This is a genomic window from Candidatus Rokuibacteriota bacterium (assembly GCA_030647435.1).
In the GTDB taxonomy this organism is placed as follows: domain Bacteria; phylum Methylomirabilota; class Methylomirabilia; order Rokubacteriales; family CSP1-6; genus AR37.
Genome location: JAUSJX010000047.1, coordinates 1 through 15,181, shown reverse-complemented (window position 1 = coordinate 15,181; position 15,181 = coordinate 1). Strand labels below are relative to the sequence as shown.

General features: G+C 67.3%; 15 protein-coding genes and 5 pseudogenes. 10 read left to right on the top strand and 10 right to left on the bottom strand.

The window, feature by feature from the left end:
- Positions 1 to 145: 145 nt before the first annotated feature.
- The 3 genes and pseudogenes from Q7W02_08605 to Q7W02_08595 all read right to left on the bottom strand — a co-directional run bounded on the left by Q7W02_08605 (position 146) and on the right by Q7W02_08595 (position 1,990).
- A pseudogene (locus Q7W02_08605) lies at positions 146 to 259 on the bottom strand (septal ring lytic transglycosylase RlpA family protein).
- A gap of 207 nt (positions 260 to 466) precedes the next feature.
- Positions 467 to 613, bottom strand: a pseudogene (locus tag Q7W02_08600) (transposase).
- Positions 614 to 1,129: 516 nt separating this feature from the next.
- The gene (locus tag Q7W02_08595) at positions 1,130 to 1,990 is read right to left on the bottom strand and encodes an MBL fold metallo-hydrolase (protein ID MDO8476240.1); all 861 of its coding nucleotides are present in this window, start codon (positions 1,988 to 1,990) and stop codon (positions 1,130 to 1,132) included.
- Between the two features lie 145 nt (positions 1,991 to 2,135).
- On the opposite strand from Q7W02_08595, the gene Q7W02_08590 reads away from it, so the two are divergent.
- Complete coding sequence (locus Q7W02_08590; protein MDO8476239.1) at positions 2,136 to 2,558, top strand: response regulator; 423 nt, start codon at positions 2,136 to 2,138, stop codon at positions 2,556 to 2,558.
- Between the two features lie 255 nt (positions 2,559 to 2,813).
- On the opposite strand, the gene Q7W02_08585 is transcribed toward Q7W02_08590, so the two are convergent.
- Entirely contained in the window at positions 2,814 to 3,272 is a 459-nt protein-coding gene (locus tag Q7W02_08585) for a MaoC/PaaZ C-terminal domain-containing protein (protein MDO8476238.1), read from the bottom strand.
- Between the two features lie 22 nt (positions 3,273 to 3,294).
- On the opposite strand from Q7W02_08585, the gene Q7W02_08580 reads away from it, so the two are divergent.
- Positions 3,295 to 3,600, top strand: a complete 306-nt coding sequence (locus Q7W02_08580; protein ID MDO8476237.1) for a hypothetical protein — start codon at positions 3,295 to 3,297, stop codon at positions 3,598 to 3,600.
- A 700-nt stretch (positions 3,601 to 4,300) separates the two neighbouring features.
- Here Q7W02_08580 and Q7W02_08575 read toward each other — a convergent pair.
- From Q7W02_08575 to Q7W02_08560, 4 genes and pseudogenes are all read right to left on the bottom strand, one after another.
- Positions 4,301 to 4,489, bottom strand: coding sequence for a TetR/AcrR family transcriptional regulator (locus tag Q7W02_08575; protein ID MDO8476236.1), 189 nt, complete (start codon positions 4,487 to 4,489; stop codon positions 4,301 to 4,303).
- A gap of 58 nt (positions 4,490 to 4,547) precedes the next feature.
- Positions 4,548 to 4,821: pseudogene (locus tag Q7W02_08570) on the bottom strand (cupin domain-containing protein).
- A gap of 1 nt (position 4,822) precedes the next feature.
- Positions 4,823 to 5,908 carry a hypothetical protein gene (locus Q7W02_08565; GenBank protein ID MDO8476235.1) on the bottom strand — a complete coding sequence of 362 codons (1,086 nt, stop codon included), beginning with the start codon at positions 5,906 to 5,908 and terminating at the stop codon, positions 4,823 to 4,825.
- On the bottom strand, positions 5,908 to 6,216 hold the full coding sequence (locus Q7W02_08560) for a metal-sulfur cluster assembly factor (GenBank protein MDO8476234.1): 309 nt from the start codon (positions 6,214 to 6,216) through the stop codon (positions 5,908 to 5,910). Before Q7W02_08560 ends, Q7W02_08565 begins: the two co-directional genes overlap by 1 nt.
- A gap of 50 nt (positions 6,217 to 6,266) precedes the next feature.
- Between Q7W02_08560 and Q7W02_08555 the strand changes: the two genes are divergently transcribed.
- The 8 genes from Q7W02_08555 (at position 6,267) to Q7W02_08520 (ending at position 14,176) form a co-directional block, all read left to right on the top strand.
- A complete protein-coding gene (locus tag Q7W02_08555; protein ID MDO8476233.1) occupies positions 6,267 to 6,950 on the top strand; it encodes a class I SAM-dependent methyltransferase in 684 nt (227 codons plus the stop codon).
- Between the two features lie 550 nt (positions 6,951 to 7,500).
- Entirely contained in the window at positions 7,501 to 8,385 is an 885-nt protein-coding gene (locus Q7W02_08550; protein ID MDO8476232.1) for a nitrilase-related carbon-nitrogen hydrolase, read from the top strand.
- The gene (locus tag Q7W02_08545; GenBank protein ID MDO8476231.1) at positions 8,382 to 9,797 is read left to right on the top strand and encodes an amidohydrolase family protein; all 1,416 of its coding nucleotides are present in this window, start codon (positions 8,382 to 8,384) and stop codon (positions 9,795 to 9,797) included. Before Q7W02_08550 ends, Q7W02_08545 begins: the two co-directional genes overlap by 4 nt.
- Complete coding sequence (locus Q7W02_08540) at positions 9,797 to 11,143, top strand: MmgE/PrpD family protein (GenBank protein ID MDO8476230.1); 1,347 nt, start codon at positions 9,797 to 9,799, stop codon at positions 11,141 to 11,143. The genes Q7W02_08545 and Q7W02_08540 overlap by 1 nt, the downstream gene beginning before the upstream one ends.
- Before the next feature lie 32 nt (positions 11,144 to 11,175).
- The gene (locus tag Q7W02_08535; GenBank protein ID MDO8476229.1) at positions 11,176 to 12,030 is read left to right on the top strand and encodes a transporter substrate-binding domain-containing protein; all 855 of its coding nucleotides are present in this window, start codon (positions 11,176 to 11,178) and stop codon (positions 12,028 to 12,030) included.
- Positions 12,031 to 12,039: 9 nt separating this feature from the next.
- On the top strand, positions 12,040 to 12,780 hold the full coding sequence (locus Q7W02_08530) for an amino acid ABC transporter ATP-binding protein (protein ID MDO8476228.1): 741 nt from the start codon (positions 12,040 to 12,042) through the stop codon (positions 12,778 to 12,780).
- A 42-nt stretch (positions 12,781 to 12,822) separates the two neighbouring features.
- A complete protein-coding gene (locus Q7W02_08525) occupies positions 12,823 to 13,503 on the top strand; it encodes an amino acid ABC transporter permease (protein MDO8476227.1) in 681 nt (226 codons plus the stop codon).
- A gap of 10 nt (positions 13,504 to 13,513) precedes the next feature.
- Positions 13,514 to 14,176: an amino acid ABC transporter permease gene (locus tag Q7W02_08520; protein MDO8476226.1), complete on the top strand. Its 663-nt coding sequence runs from the start codon at positions 13,514 to 13,516 to the stop codon at positions 14,174 to 14,176.
- A 134-nt stretch (positions 14,177 to 14,310) separates the two neighbouring features.
- Here Q7W02_08520 and Q7W02_08515 read toward each other — a convergent pair.
- A pseudogene (locus Q7W02_08515) lies at positions 14,311 to 14,520 on the bottom strand (integrase core domain-containing protein).
- Positions 14,521 to 14,524: 4 nt separating this feature from the next.
- Positions 14,525 to 14,674 (bottom strand): annotated as a pseudogene (locus tag Q7W02_08510) (type I restriction-modification system subunit M N-terminal domain-containing protein).
- Positions 14,675 to 15,181: the final 507 nt, after the last annotated feature.

The following is a 15,181-nucleotide window of genomic DNA, read 5'->3' as shown; positions in this document are numbered from 1 at the left end:
GCCGCACCTCCATCCCGGAAATGCTTATCTATCCCACGAACGTCCGACCTTATACCCCCGCCGAGAGCGGACTCACTTCGTGAGAACCGTCGCCCAAGGCCTCTCGTGTTAGGGCACAAGACTGTTCAGGATCGTCTGTCGGCCGGAGCGGCAGATCGTGCGGATGCGCGGCCGTGAGCTGGTGCATATCATAGATCTCACCGCTTGCCGTGCGACGGCCATGGTAGGGCTCGCCATACCAGGATGCCTGACCTGTCTGGACCTCGTCCTCCATCAGCAATGGCGGCGGAGCGGGAACGCTCCCGCGCGGCGTTGTACAACCGGCAACCACGACCATCAACGCGCATGCCGCGACCCACGGGAGTGCCGCGGCCGCTGCCTTCCGGGCGGGGACCGCGCGCCATCCCGCCCGGGCTGATCGATCCGGCGATCGAGGAATCACGCCGATCATCGGGCGCCGCGCCCAGTTGCGGATCACGCTCGGCGTGATGTCCCGATCGCGGCTGAGCTCGGCGACCGTCTTCTCGCCCGTCAGGATGCGCTGGACCGTCGTCCGCTTGAACTCCGCGCTAAAGACCCGCCGCCCATCTGCCTTCCGTGGATGATTGCCCATGGCCGCTCCGGCCGCATCTTACGTCCCCACGGTGCGCAGTCCAAACGGGGTGCACTCCAGATGGGCGTCAGTCGACTCGGAATGGCTATCGGGAGGTAGGGCGGCCAGGACGAGGGGGCGGAGGCGTCCGCGAAGCTGACGCCGCGCGGTGAAAGTCGCTGCTGTCGGAGTCGGTCTTTCCGCCTACCTGCGTCCCGCAGACACTGCACGTGTAGTCGTACTTGTTGCCGCTCGGCAGGACGAGGAGGAGCTTCTTCCGCACGGGCGTCGCCCGCTTGCAGCGGGGGCAGAAGAGGCTCGACGCCTCCAACTCGCCAAAGCTGTCTACCATGCCCTCATTCTAGACCAGGGAGGCGTCGGGAGTGCGTGGTGCGCGTCGTCGAGCCAGATGGGTGCCCGCAGACCTTCTTCTTCATCGTAGACCGGAGTGTATCCGACTCCTGACACTTGAAGTGCGCCTCGCCTCGCCCTAGCCTTCGGCCAGTGCCCACGTCGCCCCGCGCCCCTGAAGGTCCATCAGGCGGGCACGACGAAGCGCCAGGCGTCGCCATGGCGCAGGATCCGACCCGCGGTCGGATGGTTGAAGTGGGTGCCGAGCACGGCGATCGGCCCGTCCGCATAGCGCTCGCAGAACGCGCGCCGCGTCTTCCGCGCCTGCTCCACATCGGAGTCAAAATGGCTACCCCAGCTGGGCTCGGCGACCTGGACGGGGTGATGCATGAGGTCGCCTGTGATGACGGCCTCGCCGTCTCCCGAAGAGAGCCGCACGCTGACGTGGCCGGGCGTGTGTCCCGGCGTAGGCTCGAGCCACAGCTCGTCGGACACTCGGTGGTCCACCTCCACCAGCATGGCGAGGCCCGCGTCCAGGACCGGTTGCACGCTGTCCGCCATGATCCGGCGGGTATTGGGCTCCCGCTCGCTCGACCAGTGCCCCCACTCGGTCCGCGCGAAGAGGTGCCGCGCGCGCGGGAAGGTCGGCACCCAGCGGCCATTGTCCAGCCGGGTGTTCCAGCCCACGTGGTCCACGTGCAGATGCGTGCAGATCACGAGGTCCACGGACTCGGGGGGAACACCGACGGCGCGGAGATCCTCGAGGAAATTCGTCCGCATCATGTGGAAGGGCGCCTGGCCGCCGCGGTCCTTGTCGTTCCCCACGCAGGTGTCCACCAGGGCGGTGAGGCCGGGCGCCCGGACCACGAAGGCGTGGATGCTCTGGAGCAGGCGGCCCCGGTCGTCGAGGAAGTGCGGGGCCAGCCACTCGCGGTGTCGCTCCAGCGCCTCCGGCGTGGCGTCGGGCAGCAGCCAGGTGGGCCGGGTGGGGCCCGCGCGCTCGACGACGGCGGAGACGCGGAGGCGGCCGAGGGTGAGGTCGTCCATGGCGCCTCGATTATCCGCGCCAGCGCGCGCGGCGCAAGCCCGATCGTTGACAGCCCGCGCCCAAACGTAGCCAACATCCTTGAACCCGGGTAACCCTCTGGAGCTTTGCCGGCTTTCGTGCTGAAGTGGACCGTCAGAGGTAAGCATGGCTGCCCCATCGCTGAAGCCAGCCGAAACGATCCTCGTGGTCGATGACGACCCGGAGGTACTCTCGCTGGCCGTGGACATCTTGCGAATGGCTGGCTACACGGTCTTTGGCACGGGAGACCCGCGCCATGTGCTCCGGCTCGCCCGCACCCACGCCGAGCCCCTCCATTTACTCCTCACGGACGTGGTGATGCCCCTCATGAGCGGGCTGCAACTGGCGGCGGAAGTCCGGGCCATCCGCCCAGAGGTCAAGATCCTCCTGATGTCCGCGTACCGCACCAAGGAGATCGAGGACTATCGGACTCGGCTGGCCCCTGGGGAGCCCTTTCTGGACAAGCCGTTCACGGTTCCCGCGCTGGAGCGGGCGGTCCGGGCGGCGCTGGACTACCCCGCGCCCGTACCGAGACCCCGCGCCCAGTGACCACACCCGTCTGGCTTGGATAAACGGGCACATAGGTACCGGGTACAAGGCGATTCTCACGGGTTCGCCGAGTATGACCAAGGGGAAATAAGACAACCTGACGGCTCAACTCGCTCACTCCCCCTTCGGCCCACGCGGGATCATCCGCTTACTTGGCGATCAATCCATTTCTTGGCAGCCTGAAGAGCGACGGCCTGGGCTTCCTGTTCAGACGGAACGCGCTTGTGGAACGGCACGCCGACACGACTCTCGGGATCATCCCGGCCGACGCGCGAGGAGCAGGATGTGCTCCCCCTCCTGAACCGGCTCTTCTCGCTGATTGAACAGCGTCACGGCGAAGGTGACGATCCCGCGATCGCGCTTCTCGACTTCGCGCTTAGCCTGGACGACGACGCGCGCATGGACCGTGTCGCCCACCAGGACGGGCGCCAGGAACTTCCAGCGGAGCTCGAGGAACGCCAGCGCGGTGCCGGCAACGAGCCCCAGACGGTCAAGCAGGCCCAGGTACATGTCGTGGATCAACGGACCGTGCGGGACGCGCGTCCCGAATGGGCTCGTGCGCGCGAACTCCTCGTCCACGTGGAGGGGATTGAAATCGCCCGTGAGCCCCGAGAAGGCCAGCACGTCGCCCTCGGTCACGGTCCGGCCACCCGTCCAGAACTCCTGGCCGACCATCAGCTCGTCCCAGAACTTCCCGCCGTACGCTTTCGGCATCGGGGGACGTATTATATGCGGGGTGAAGGCCGAAAATAAGGTCCTCGGGCTCGCCTGCCTGCTGACGCTCAGCCACTACACGGGCGCCTATAGGCGGGTCCCAGTCCTGCCGCTCTACGCTCTCGAGCCGGCCCTGCTGACGCAACCGACCGTCGCCGAGGCCGCGGGGGTGGGAGCGCCTCACGGCGAGGTGGGCGAGGAGGTGGCGGCCTATGTCACGCTCCGGTCGGGCGCAACGGCGCTCTGTGCCACTGCAGACCCCAGCGGGGAAGACCCTCGGGCAAGGCGGGCCATGACTGAGAACGAGTTTTATGTTAGCTACGCTTGAGTGCGCTTTCTCTTGCCGTAGGGCTGTACTAGCTGGACTGCTCCGAGTGCGGCTACAGCTGGGAGACCAAGCTGAGCAGAAATAAGAGCCACAGCCTCAGCTGTCCCGGGTGTGGTCACAAGGGGGTTTTCTCGACCTAACTCCGAACACGAGCCGCCGCGGGGACTGTACTCAGTGGTCCTCGCGGCGGTGGCCTCCCAGTAGTTCTCGGACAAAACTCGGACACGCCAGAGATCGTCGACTCTGCCGACCTCATGCAATCACGCTGCAGGTCGACTTCGCCGTAGTCGCTACGTGTTCACATTCGACCCGGTCGACTTCGACCAGAACTCACGTAGGCGGGTAGCTCCGCTACCCAGAACACGCGCTGCTGTTGGAGGGTGCGTCCACGAAAGAGTCCCAGATCCTTGGCGCTCATGAAGAACCCTCCTCCCGGCACCTGCTGGATGTACCCGACAACGACCGCCGAGAGCAGGTGCGCCGAGGAGACGTGGGCGTAGCGCAGGGTCATCTTGAAGTCCGAGTGCCCGAGGATGTCTTAGATTCCACGCAGAGCGCCAGCGGCGGTGACAGACTTCTTCAGGTAGACACGAAAGCGCTCTCTGGGTGTACCCTCGCCGGGAGAATCGTCGAGAGGCCCTACGAGATCGAGAATCTCGGCTGGCGTCATTTCAGAATCACACCTCTGAGAGTTGCCCCACTACGCCAAGTCTTGCTCGAGGGTGCGCTCGAGAAAGCCGCGCACCAGCCGGTCGATGATGGCGTAGCAGAGCTCTTCCTTGCTCTTGAAGTGGTAGTAGAAGTTGCCCTTGCCCACGCCGCTCTCGCGAAGGACATTGTCGAGCGAGATGCTGTAATCCTGGAATGTCGCCCGCGACACCAGACACACGCTGCTGTTCTTCTTCGCTATGCTGTTCGAACGCTACTAGCGCTCGAACCCGCCGACGTCAGACCGACCGGATCATCGTCAACAGCATCTTGAACCGCGTGCGCGCATTGACCGCGTGCGGCTGATTGGCCGGCAATGGTGATTTCGGCGTCACCTTCCAGGACGTGCGCCACCGCGTCGAACGGCGCCGTGTGCTCGCTCAATGCCTGGCCTTCGTCGAACGCGAACAACGTGATCGTTCCGCCGGGGCGCTTGAGGAGCGTGCGGCTGACCACCGCTCCCTCCTGGTAGCCGGCCGGCCCCAGCGGCGGGACGGGTGCGGCAGCGGGCATTTCAGATGGGGTCGCCATGATGTCCTCTCAAGGCCATCGACCGGCCCGTGTTGAACATGAACAGCAGCAGCGCGGCCGCGCTGAGCAAGCCGCCCCAGGCCCGCCACCGTCCCAGACTGTCGATCAGATCTCCGACGACCCTCAGGATCAACGAGACGTGCAGGACGCCGACGTGGAGATAGAACGCCGGGCGGTACTCGACCGGGAGGCCGAGGACGGCGGGGAAAATGACCGGCGCGTGCGCGAACACCATCGAGATCACGAACCCGAGGAACACGGCATGGAGCATCGCGTCGTACAGCAAGCCCGGCATCGCGACACCGGTGCCGGCTGCGATGGCCCCGCCCACACCCAGCCAGGCGTAGCCGCCGAGCAGGCAGATTGCCATGAACCGCGTAACGCCGCGCTGACGGACCGTCCGCCGCGCGACGTCGTGCCGCGCCAGCCACCACGTCAGCGCGATGAGTCCCACGCCCAGTGCGCGGACGCCTGGCTCCGGCCACCACGTCGCCGCGGCGACGCCGCCCAGGACCGTTACCATCGCAAGGACAAACGCCCAGCGGACGGCACGTGTCGGCCGCAACACCCGATTCAGCTCGAGCCGCTCGCCCGCGATCGTCAGCACCAGGAACGCCAGCCACCAGAACACGACGCGAAAAATCGGCGCGCCGCCGAGCCACTGCACGTTGCCGGCCGTCCAGGCCAGCGCGCCAATCGTCATCGTCGCGACGAAGAGCGACGCGTGCCGTCGCCACACGACCACGAAGATCGCGACCATGACGAGACTGCCGGCCGTGATCATGATCGGCCCGAATGAGCCGATGGGATCGAGATCCAGCATCAGAGCGCCCGCCGCGACGAGCACCGGCGCGGCATAGCCCCATCGGGAGCCGAGGCCGACCGCCCGCTCGAGGCTGATGAGTGTGCCGAGAAACCCGCAGACCATCAGCGGCCCGTGCGCGATCAACATGTCCTGCGATGGCAGCGGCAGATTCCACCCAAGCCGCACCAGGCCGAGCCACATCCCGTACGCCATCGACAGCAGCCCGACGAACAACATCGGAACCCGCCGCGCTGCCAGCCGCATCAGGGCTCGCCCTCGTCGAGCTGCCGTCTGGCCTCGTCCGACATCATGTCGGGATCCCACGGGGGCTCCCACTCGAGGTTGATGTCGACGTCCACCACGTCCGGGACGTGCTGCCGGATCGCCGACGTGACGAGATCCTTCAGGTAATCCGCCAGCGGGCACGTGGGGCTCGTCATCGTCATCGCGATGCGGGCGCGCCCACCCTCCACCTGGATTCGATACACGAGCCCGAGGTCGACGACGTTGACGCCGATCTCGGGGTCGACGACGTGGAGCAGCGCCTCGCGGATGTCAGTGTCGGTCGCCATGTGCATCCATCATGCCTCAGGATCTTTTCCCCGCGTGCTATGTTTCGAGCATGGACCCTCTCGCAGGCTCGCAGTGGAGCGCTTCCGGTACCGTGGCGGGATTCGCGAAGTCGGCTCCGAACGCCGTCCTGATGAAGTTCGCGGAAGAGGAACTGCGGCGCTCCGGGAGCGCGCGCGCGCTCGACCTCGGCTGCGGTGCGGGGCGTAACGCCGTCCCGCTCGCGCGCCTCGGCTGGGAGGTCGTCGGCATCGACCTATCGTGGCCCATGCTCTGCGCCGCCGCCACGCGCACGCGGGAGGATCGACTCGACGACCGCCTTCATCTGGTCCTCGCGCCGATGGAGAGTATTCCCGCGAGGGACCGCAGCTTCGACCTCGTGATCGCTCACGGCATCTGGAACCTCGCGCGTTCCGCAGTGCAGTTCCGGCGGGCGCTCGGCGAGACGGCCCGTGTGGCCAAGCCAGGGGCGGGACTGTTCGTGTTCACCTTCTCGCGGAACACCTTCCCGCCGCAGACGGAGGGCGTGGTCGGCGAACCCTTCGTGTTCACCCAGTTCTCCGGCGAGCCGCAGTGCTTCCTCACTGAGGCTCAGCTCGCCGCCGAGTTAGGTTGTGTCGGCTTCGCACCGGATCCCGGCGTTCCCTTCCGCGAGTACAATCGGCCCCAGCCGGGGGCACTCTCCAGCGGGACGATGCCGGTGATCTACGAAGCGGCCTTCCGCCATGAGGGCTGACCCCCCCCCTGGTGCCGGAAATCCGGCAGCGCGCCCCATCACCCCCAGACCAATGGCAAGCTCGAGCGCTTCCACGAAACGCTTAAGGCGCGGCTCAATCTGCTGGTCTACACGAGCCCCGAGGTCCTCCCGGCGGCCCAAAAGAGCCGGACCCTGGCCGGGCGTGTTCGCTACAATCGGGCCGCAGCCATGCAGGGCACCCGGGGCGAGCTGACTGGCGACCTATCGGTTCCGCGCAGCCTCACTAAGTCCCAAAGGCGCTGACGACGGACGGCTCCGGGGCCGGCGGCTCGACGACGCTGGGGTGTTTCAGGGGGTCTCGGATGCCCGCTGCACGGGCCGCGTGATGCGAACTGACGCTAATGTTTCCTATGGGCGGCTCCGCCTGCCGATCATCAGCCCGCGAGGCGGGGGAGGGGACGCGAAGCTCGCGTGATGGAGGCGATCCGCGCGTGCGCGCCGTGAGAGGGCCCGGGCTTGCCGGGGGACGCCGAATGCGATATCAGCGTGAGGCGGCGTTCCGGAATCCGACGTGAGAGGAGAGCTGATTATGGCCCGCTATCTGAAGATCGCCGCAGCCCAGATGGGCCCGAACCAGGAGGGCGCGAGCCGCGACGAGATCGTCGAGCGCATGCTCGCCCTGCTTGCCGATGCCGTTCACCAAGGCGTCGAGTTGATCGCGTATCCGGAGATGGCGCTGACCACCTACTTCCCGAAGCGCATCCGGAAAGACTTCGACCAGTTCTTCGAGACGGAGGTTCCTCCCAAGGTCCTCGAGCCCCTGCTCCGGCGCGCGGCCGAGGCCCGCGTGGCGGTCCACGTGGGCTTCTGCGAGAAGGCGGACGGGAAGTACTTCAACACCGCCCTCCTCACCGACCGCGATGGCCGGCTCCGCGGCACGTTCCGGAAGATCCACCTGCCCGGCACGAAGGCGGCGGACGGTTTCGCGCAGGTGTACGAGCCCTACTACTTCGAGCACGGCGACACCGGCTACAAGGTCTTCGAGGCGTGCGGCGCGAAGGTCGGTATCGCGATCTGCCAGGACCGGCGCTATCCCGAGAGTTACCGGTGCCTGGCCCTCCAGGGCGCCGAGGTCATCCTGATCGGCTACAACACCCCGCTCTCGGCGCTGGCGCTCGACCTCAACGAGCTCTGCCTGCGCTCCGGCGCTTACGCGAACGCGTGCTTCGTGGTGGGCATCGCCAAGGCCGGCGTGGAGGACGGCGTCGAGCTGATCGGCGGCAGCTGCATCGTGAACCCGCTCGGCCAGGTGATGGCCAAGGCGACGACGACCGGCGACGAGCTCGTGATCGCCCGCCTGGACCTCGACCAGATGGCGCCCGTCCGCAAGCGGTGGAACTTCCTCGGCCGGCGGCAGCCCCAGCACTACGCGGCCGTGCTCACGCCCGTAACCGAGAAGGAGCCGCATCGATGACGGCCGGCGTGGACCTGATCGTCCGTGGCGGGCAGGTCGTCACCGCCTCCGACGTCGTGGAGACGGCGGTGGCGATCAAGGGAGACCGGATCGTCGCTCTCGGTTCCGAGACGCTCCTGCCGCCCGCCGATCGGGTCATCGACGCCTCCGGCAAGTACGTCCTGCCCGGGCTCATCGACTGCCACCTCCACATCGGGCCGGAGTACGACGACTGGAAGACGGCGCCGCTCGCCGCCGCCCGCACGGGGCTTACGACGCTCGTGCCCTTCGTCGTGTGCGACGAGGGTGAGACGCTGCCGAGGGCGCTGGTCCGGCTGCGCGAGGAGGCGCAGGCCCTCTCCGTGCTCGACTTCGGCTTCCACTTCATCCTGAACCACGAGCCGGCGATCCTGGACGGCATCCCCGAAGCCGTGCGGCTCGGGGTGACATCGTTCAAGCTGTTCATGACGTACAAGAAGCGCGGCAAGCGCATGGTCTCCGACGAGTTCATCGCGAAAACGATGGAGCGCCTGAGCCCTCTCGGCGGCCTCTGCCAGCTCCACTGCGAGAACGGCGACATCCTCTGCTACCTGGAGGACAAGGCGATCGCCGAGGGCCGCACGGCCCCGACGGACTTTCCCGCGACGTGCCCGGACTGGACGGAGGAGGAGGCGATCAACCGCGCGATCCTCATCGGGCGGTTGACCGATTGCCCCGTCTATGTCGTCCACCTGTCGACCAAGGTCGGGCTCGAGCGCATCGTGCGGGCCCAGGGCGAGGGGCAGCGGGTGTGGGCGGAGACCTGCCCGCAATATCTCCTCCTCACGGACACGGAGATGGAGCGCTTGGGGCCCTTCGCGAAGATCGGTCCGCCGCTCAGGCCCTCCGGCGGTCCCGACGGCGCCGCGCTCTGGGCGGGCTTGGAGCGGGGCTTCGTCTCGACGGTCGCCAGCGATCACTCCCCTCGCGTACCGGCCGCCAAGGAGCCTGGATGGAAGAACATCTTCGTTGACGCGAAGGGGAAGCCGATTCCTTTCGGCGCGCCGTCGCTCGAAACGCTGGTGGCGCTCGTCTACAGCGAGGGCGTGGCCAAGCGTCATCTCCCGATGACCTGGATGGCGCGCGTCCTGTCCGAGAACCCGGCCCGCATCTTCGGCCTCTATCCACGCAAGGGCGTGATCCGTGTGGGCGCGGACGCGGACCTCACGATCTGGGACCCCGAGCCGGCGTGGACGATCGAGCGCACGCAGCATCTCGGGATCGCGGGTTTCACGCCTTACGAGGGCTGGCCGGCGCGCGGCAGGCCGTGGATGACGCTCGTGCGGGGCCAGACGGTGCTCGGCCCCGACGGCGCCATCGAGCAGAAGCCGGGCTTCGGATGCTACCTGTCGCGGGGCGGGCCGCAGGCGCCCATCGCTGGAAGGGTCCGCTGATGGACTACCTAAGCCGCCTCGCTCGCTTCGTGGAGGCGACGCGGCTCCCGGCGCTGCCGGCGAGCGCGATCGCCGCCGGGAAGCACGTGCTGCTCGACACGCTAGGCGCCATCGTGGCAGGGAGCGCGCTCGACGAGAACCGACGTCTCGCCGGACTCGCCGCCGCGCGCGCGCCGCACGGCGAGTCCACGCTGCTCGGCCACGGCGAGAAGGCCGACGCCTACTGGGCGGCGCTGACCAACGCGACGGCGGGGGTTGCGCTCGAGGTGGACGAAGGGAACCGCCTGGGCGGCGGTCATCCCGCCATCCATGTGGTGCCGGGCGTTCTTGCCATGGCGGAAGAGCGGCGGCTCGGCGGGGGCCGGCTGCTCGAGGCGCTGATCGCGGGCTACGAGGTCGGCTCGCGCCTCGGCGGCGCTACCACCGTCCGGCCCAACGTGCACTCGCACGGCACGTGGGGGACGATCAGCACGGCGGCTGCCGTCGCCAAGCTCGAGGGCGCTCCGGCGACGACGGTGCGGGAGGTGATGAACCTCGCGGCGTCGATGAGCCCCGCGAACACGTGGACGCCCGCGCTCGAAGGGGCGACAATCCGCAACCTCTACCCCGGGCGCTCCGCCTTCCAGGGCATCCTGGCTGTCGACCTGCAGCGCGCCGGCTTCACCGGGCTCTCCGACGCGCCCTCCGACGTGTACGGCACGATCCTGGCCGAGCGCTTTGACGGCGCCCTCGTGGTCGAGGGGCTCGGCGGGCGACACCGCATCGAGCAGAATTATTTCAAGCTCCACGCCTGCTGCCGCTACAACCACTTCGCCCTCGACGCGGTGATGGCGCTCGCGCGCGACCATCGGCTCGCCTGGGACGAGGTGGCGAAGGTCCAGGTGACCACGATCCCGTTCGGCCTCCGCATGGCCGATCCCGCGCCGGCGAGCCGGCTCGCGGCGAAGTTCTCGATTCCGTGGGCGGTGGCGGCGGCGCTGGTCCTCGGCCGGGCGGACCTCGCCGCCTTCGAGCCCGCCGCCCTCGACGACGCCCGGATCCGCGCGCTCGCCCGGCGGGTCGAGGTCACGGCCGATGCCGAGATGTCGCCGGGGCGCACCGACCATCCCACCGCCCACGTGCGCATCACGCTCCGCGACGGGCGGGCGCTCACGGCCTCGACCACCGTGGTCCGTGGCGATGCGGTGGACCCGGTCCCGGAGTCGGAGGTCGTGGCGAAGTTCGCCGCGCTGACGGCACCCGTGCTCGGCGACGCCCAGGCCCGCCGGGTGGTGGAGGCGGTCCATGAGATCGAGACTCTCAAGGACGTGCGCGACCTCGGCGCGCTCCTGGTCCCCGCGCTCTGAAACCCTTTCCGCATCCAAGGAGGCTCTTCGTGATCAGACGACTCGCGTGCCTGCTGGTGTCGCTCCTGGCCGTCGCCACCCCCGTATTCGCCCCCGTATTCGCCCAAGACAAACTTCCACCGCTCAAGACCGGCGTCGACGGCACGTTCGCCCCGCACGCCATGCCCAAGCTGGGCGGCGGCGTCGAGGGCTTCCAGATCGACCTCTTCACCGAGGTCGCGCGCCGCATGAAGCGCGAGATCACGATCGACGCGGTGAGCTTCTCGACCCTGATTCCGGGCATGCAGTCCGGCCGCTACGACTTCATCGCCGCGCCGACGACGGTGACGAAGGAGCGGGCGGAGAACATGCTGTTCACCGCGGGGTACCTGTGGACCGCGTACCAGTTCGGCATCAAGAAGGGCTCGGCGCCGATCAAGGACTGGGCCGATCTCAAGGGCAAGTCGGTGGCCGTCAACAAGGGCACGCCCTACGAGACGCTGTCCAAGGCCAAGGGCGCCGAGCTCGGCTTCACGGTGCAGGCCTATGACACCCAGCCGGACGCCACGCAGGCGGTCCTCTCGGGCCGCGCCTATGCGACCCTCGGCGGCAACACCACCATCGTCTACGCCGCGTCGAAGAACCCGCAGTTCGTGGCCGACCTCGAGCTCAAGGAGACGCGCGCCCACTGGGCGGCGCCGGTGCCCAAGAACAACCCGAAGCTCCGCGCCGAGCTCCAGGATGCGCTCGACTGCATGAAAAAGGACGGCACGATCGCCAGGCTGTCCGAGAAGTGGTTCGGCCGCAAGCCGCCGCCGGACGGCCTCGAGGTGGTGATCACGCCGGGCTACGGCGTGCCGGGCATGCCGGGCTACGACCCGACGCCGCACGGGCTCAAGTGCAACTGACCTGAGCGAATGAACAAACCGATCGTCGACGCGCGCGGCATCCACAAGCATTTCGGCGCCCTTCACGTTCTGAAGGGCGTCGATCTCCGGGTGGCCGAACGCGAGCTGGTGTTCGTCATCGGGCCGTCGGGCTCGGGCAAGTCGACCCTGCTGCGCTGCCTCAACCGGCTGGAGGAGCCGTCCTCCGGCAGCGTCGTGGTGGACGGCATCGACATGCTCGACCCGCGGACCGACATCAACCATGCCCGCCAGCGCATCGGCATGGTGTTCCAGTCCTTCAACCTCTATCCGCACATGACGGCGCTCGGCAACGTGACGCTCGCGCTCCGCAAGGTCGCGGGCAAGTCGCGCGCCGGGGCCGAGGCGCTGGGCCAGGCCGCACTGGAGCGGGTCGGGCTCGCCGACCGCGCCGGCCACACGCCGGGCCAGCTCTCGGGCGGCCAGCAGCAGCGGGTTGCCATCGCGCGCTCAATCGCGCTCGAGCCCCGGGTCATGCTGTTCGACGAGCCGACCAGCGCGCTCGATCCGGAGCTGGTGGGCTCGGTGCTCGAGGTCATGCGCTCCTTGCGCGAAAGCGGCATGACCATGATCGTGGTCAGCCACGAGATGGGCTTTGCCCGCAACGCCGCCGACCGGGTCGTGTTCATGGACGAGGGCGCCATCGTGGAGCAGGGGCCGCCAGCCGCGATCTTCGAGAACCCGGCCCACGAGCGCACGCGCACCTTCATCGGCCAGATCCAGCGGCATTAAGAGGCTGCTGCCCCCGGGAACCAATCCCCCGAAACCAATCCAATGTCGAACTGGGACCGCTTCACCGATACGTTCTTCAACGCCAAGGTCATGCTCAAGTACCTGCCGGACATCCTGTCCGGCGTGGTGGTCACGATCGAGCTTGCCCTCCTCATCGTCGTCACGGGTATTGCCGCCGGCCTGGCACTGGCGCTGCTCAGAAGCCTCGCCATCCGGCCGCTCAACTGGCTGATCATCTTCATCGTCGACCTGTTCCGCTCGCTGCCGCCGCTGGTCGTCATCGTGCTGATCTATTTCGGCCTGCCAAGCGTCGACCTCTCGCCCTCGGGCTTCGTCTCGACCTGGCTGTCGCTCGCCTTCGTGCTGATGGCCTTCTCCGAGGAGATCTTCTGGGCCGGCATCACCTCGGTGGCCAAGGGCCAGTGGGAGGCCGCGCGCTCGACCGGCTTGTCGTTCGGCCAGACCCTGATGAACGTCGTGCTGCCGCAGGCCTTCCGGCTGACCATCCCGCCGCTCACCAACCGCACCATCGCCATCACCAAGGGCACCTCGCTCGGCACCGTCGTCGCCGTCACCGAGATCCTGGGGCAAGCGAGCTCGGCGATGTCCAACTCCTACAATCCCTCGCCGCTGATGATGGGCGCCGCGGCCTACATCGTGCTGTTCCTCCCCGTCGTGGTGGCGGCCCGCTGGGTCGAGACCAAGTTCGCCTGGAAGCGATGAGTCAGACGCGATGATCCAGACCTTCTTCAACCTGGAGATCATCGCCGCTTCCTGGCCGATCGTGCTGGCGGGCCTCCGGAACACCGTGTTGCTGTCGCTGCTCGTGGTGCCGCTCGGCCTGTTCGGCGGGCTGATCCTGGCGCTGCTGGCGAGTGTGAAGAATCCCGCGGTGCGCTGGCCGCTGATGGCCTGGGTCGATTTCTTCCGCGCCTTTCCGCCCTTGGTGCTGCTGATCCTGCTGTTCGCCGGACTGCCGTTCGCCGGGCTGGAGCTGGGCGGCTTCGCCTGTGTGGCAATCGCCTTCTTCCTCAACACCGGCGCCTACTACGGCGAGATCCTGAGGGCGGGAATCGATTCCGTGCCGGCCGGCCAGGTCGAGGCCGCGCGCTCCACCGGCCTCTCCCGCCTGCAGGCCATGGCCTACGTCGTGCTGCCCCAGGCGGTGCGCAACGTGCTGCCCGACCTGCTCTCCAACACGCTCGAGGTGGTGAAGCTCACCTCGCTCGGCAGCGTGGTGGCCGTGCCCGAACTCCTCTACCAGGCGCGTCAGGCGCAGAGCATCACCTACAACCCGACGCCCATCGTGGTGGCGGCGATCATCTACTTCCTGATGCTGTGGCCCGTGGTGCGGCTCTTGAGTCGGCTGGAGAACCGCGCACTCGCCGGACAGTAGTGGCCTCATCGGTTTAGGCAGAAAAAGAGCTGTCGTTAGATGTTGAACTGCGATGCACGGTGTTCCACGGCGGCGTGCGTGCGGCCCTTTTCACGCACGCAACGCACGACGCGGTGGGACACCCGTGTGTCATCCTACGCTGCCTCTTTCAGCTCTTGCGTTCCGAAGTACATCTCGTCCGGTGTTCGAGATGCGAGGCTCTGATGCGGCCGGTGTGCATTGTAGAAATCGAAGGAGCGCGCACGCGCGACGTTCACCTCCCGGGGAGTCTCGTAGGCGTGGAGGTAGATGCTCTCGTACTTCACGCTCCGCCACAGCCGCTCGACGAACACATTATCGATCCAGCGCCTTGGTGGGCGCGAGCAGGCAGTCGAACCGGCGGAGCACCGTCAGCGGGAGGATGACCTTGCGATACTCGTTCCGCTTGTAGGGGCCCCGGAGCAGGTTGCAGATGCTCCAGATGAAGTTGGCAAGCTGAGAGTGGGTTTCCGCCCTCATCGTTGATCGCTCCGGTTCGTGGCAAGCTGTGCCATTCGTTTACTCTAAACGGCGGGCCATGACTGAGAACGGGCTTTGCTCAGAAAATCGGCGTGTAAGTCCCCGATTTTCATGTGGCAGGGTGGGCCACTGGCCCATGTTCGTTTATGTCATCTTCGCTCTCCGCGCGTGGGATCCAGGCGGAACTGAGGGGGCCTCGTGCCGTTCGTAACCGGTCGGTTGCGAACAACCCGAGGCCAAGTTGGGCCAGGTACCAGGGACCCAGTTCGAAGTGTAGGGCCGGCCCTGCCGGGGGCTCTTCTCAGGAACCTCCCCTGGTCGAGAGAGTCCCGGAAGTGAGCAGAACTTTGGGGAGCACTCCACGGGCGACAGACGATCCTGAACAGTCTTGTGCCCTAACACGAGAGGCCTTGGGCGACGGTTCTCACGAAGTGAGTCCGCTCTCGGCGGGGGTATAAGGTCGGACGTTCGTGGGATAGATAAGCATTTCCGGGATGGAGGTGCGGC

What these genes read in the sequence shown, in the direction of transcription:
- Q7W02_08585 (MDO8476238.1), bottom strand. Translation starts at nt 3,272, where the DNA reads ATGCCGAAAGCGTACGGCGGGAAGTTCTGGGACGAGCTGATGGTCGGC.
- Q7W02_08595 (MDO8476240.1), bottom strand. Translation starts at nt 1,990, where the DNA reads ATGGACGACCTCACCCTCGGCCGCCTCCGCGTCTCCGCCGTCGTCGAG.
- Q7W02_08540 (MDO8476230.1), top strand. Translation starts at nt 9,797, where the DNA reads ATGGACTACCTAAGCCGCCTCGCTCGCTTCGTGGAGGCGACGCGGCTC.
- Q7W02_08525 (MDO8476227.1), top strand. Translation starts at nt 12,823, where the DNA reads ATGTCGAACTGGGACCGCTTCACCGATACGTTCTTCAACGCCAAGGTC.
- Q7W02_08520 (MDO8476226.1), top strand. Translation starts at nt 13,514, where the DNA reads ATGATCCAGACCTTCTTCAACCTGGAGATCATCGCCGCTTCCTGGCCG.
- Q7W02_08550 (MDO8476232.1), top strand. Translation starts at nt 7,501, where the DNA reads ATGGCCCGCTATCTGAAGATCGCCGCAGCCCAGATGGGCCCGAACCAG.
- Q7W02_08545 (MDO8476231.1), top strand. Translation starts at nt 8,382, where the DNA reads ATGACGGCCGGCGTGGACCTGATCGTCCGTGGCGGGCAGGTCGTCACC.
- Q7W02_08530 (MDO8476228.1), top strand. Translation starts at nt 12,040, where the DNA reads ATGAACAAACCGATCGTCGACGCGCGCGGCATCCACAAGCATTTCGGC.
- Q7W02_08565 (MDO8476235.1), bottom strand. Translation starts at nt 5,908, where the DNA reads ATGCGGCTGGCAGCGCGGCGGGTTCCGATGTTGTTCGTCGGGCTGCTG.
- Q7W02_08555 (MDO8476233.1), top strand. Translation starts at nt 6,267, where the DNA reads ATGGACCCTCTCGCAGGCTCGCAGTGGAGCGCTTCCGGTACCGTGGCG.
- Q7W02_08560 (MDO8476234.1), bottom strand. Translation starts at nt 6,216, where the DNA reads ATGGCGACCGACACTGACATCCGCGAGGCGCTGCTCCACGTCGTCGAC.
- Q7W02_08590 (MDO8476239.1), top strand. Translation starts at nt 2,136, where the DNA reads ATGGCTGCCCCATCGCTGAAGCCAGCCGAAACGATCCTCGTGGTCGAT.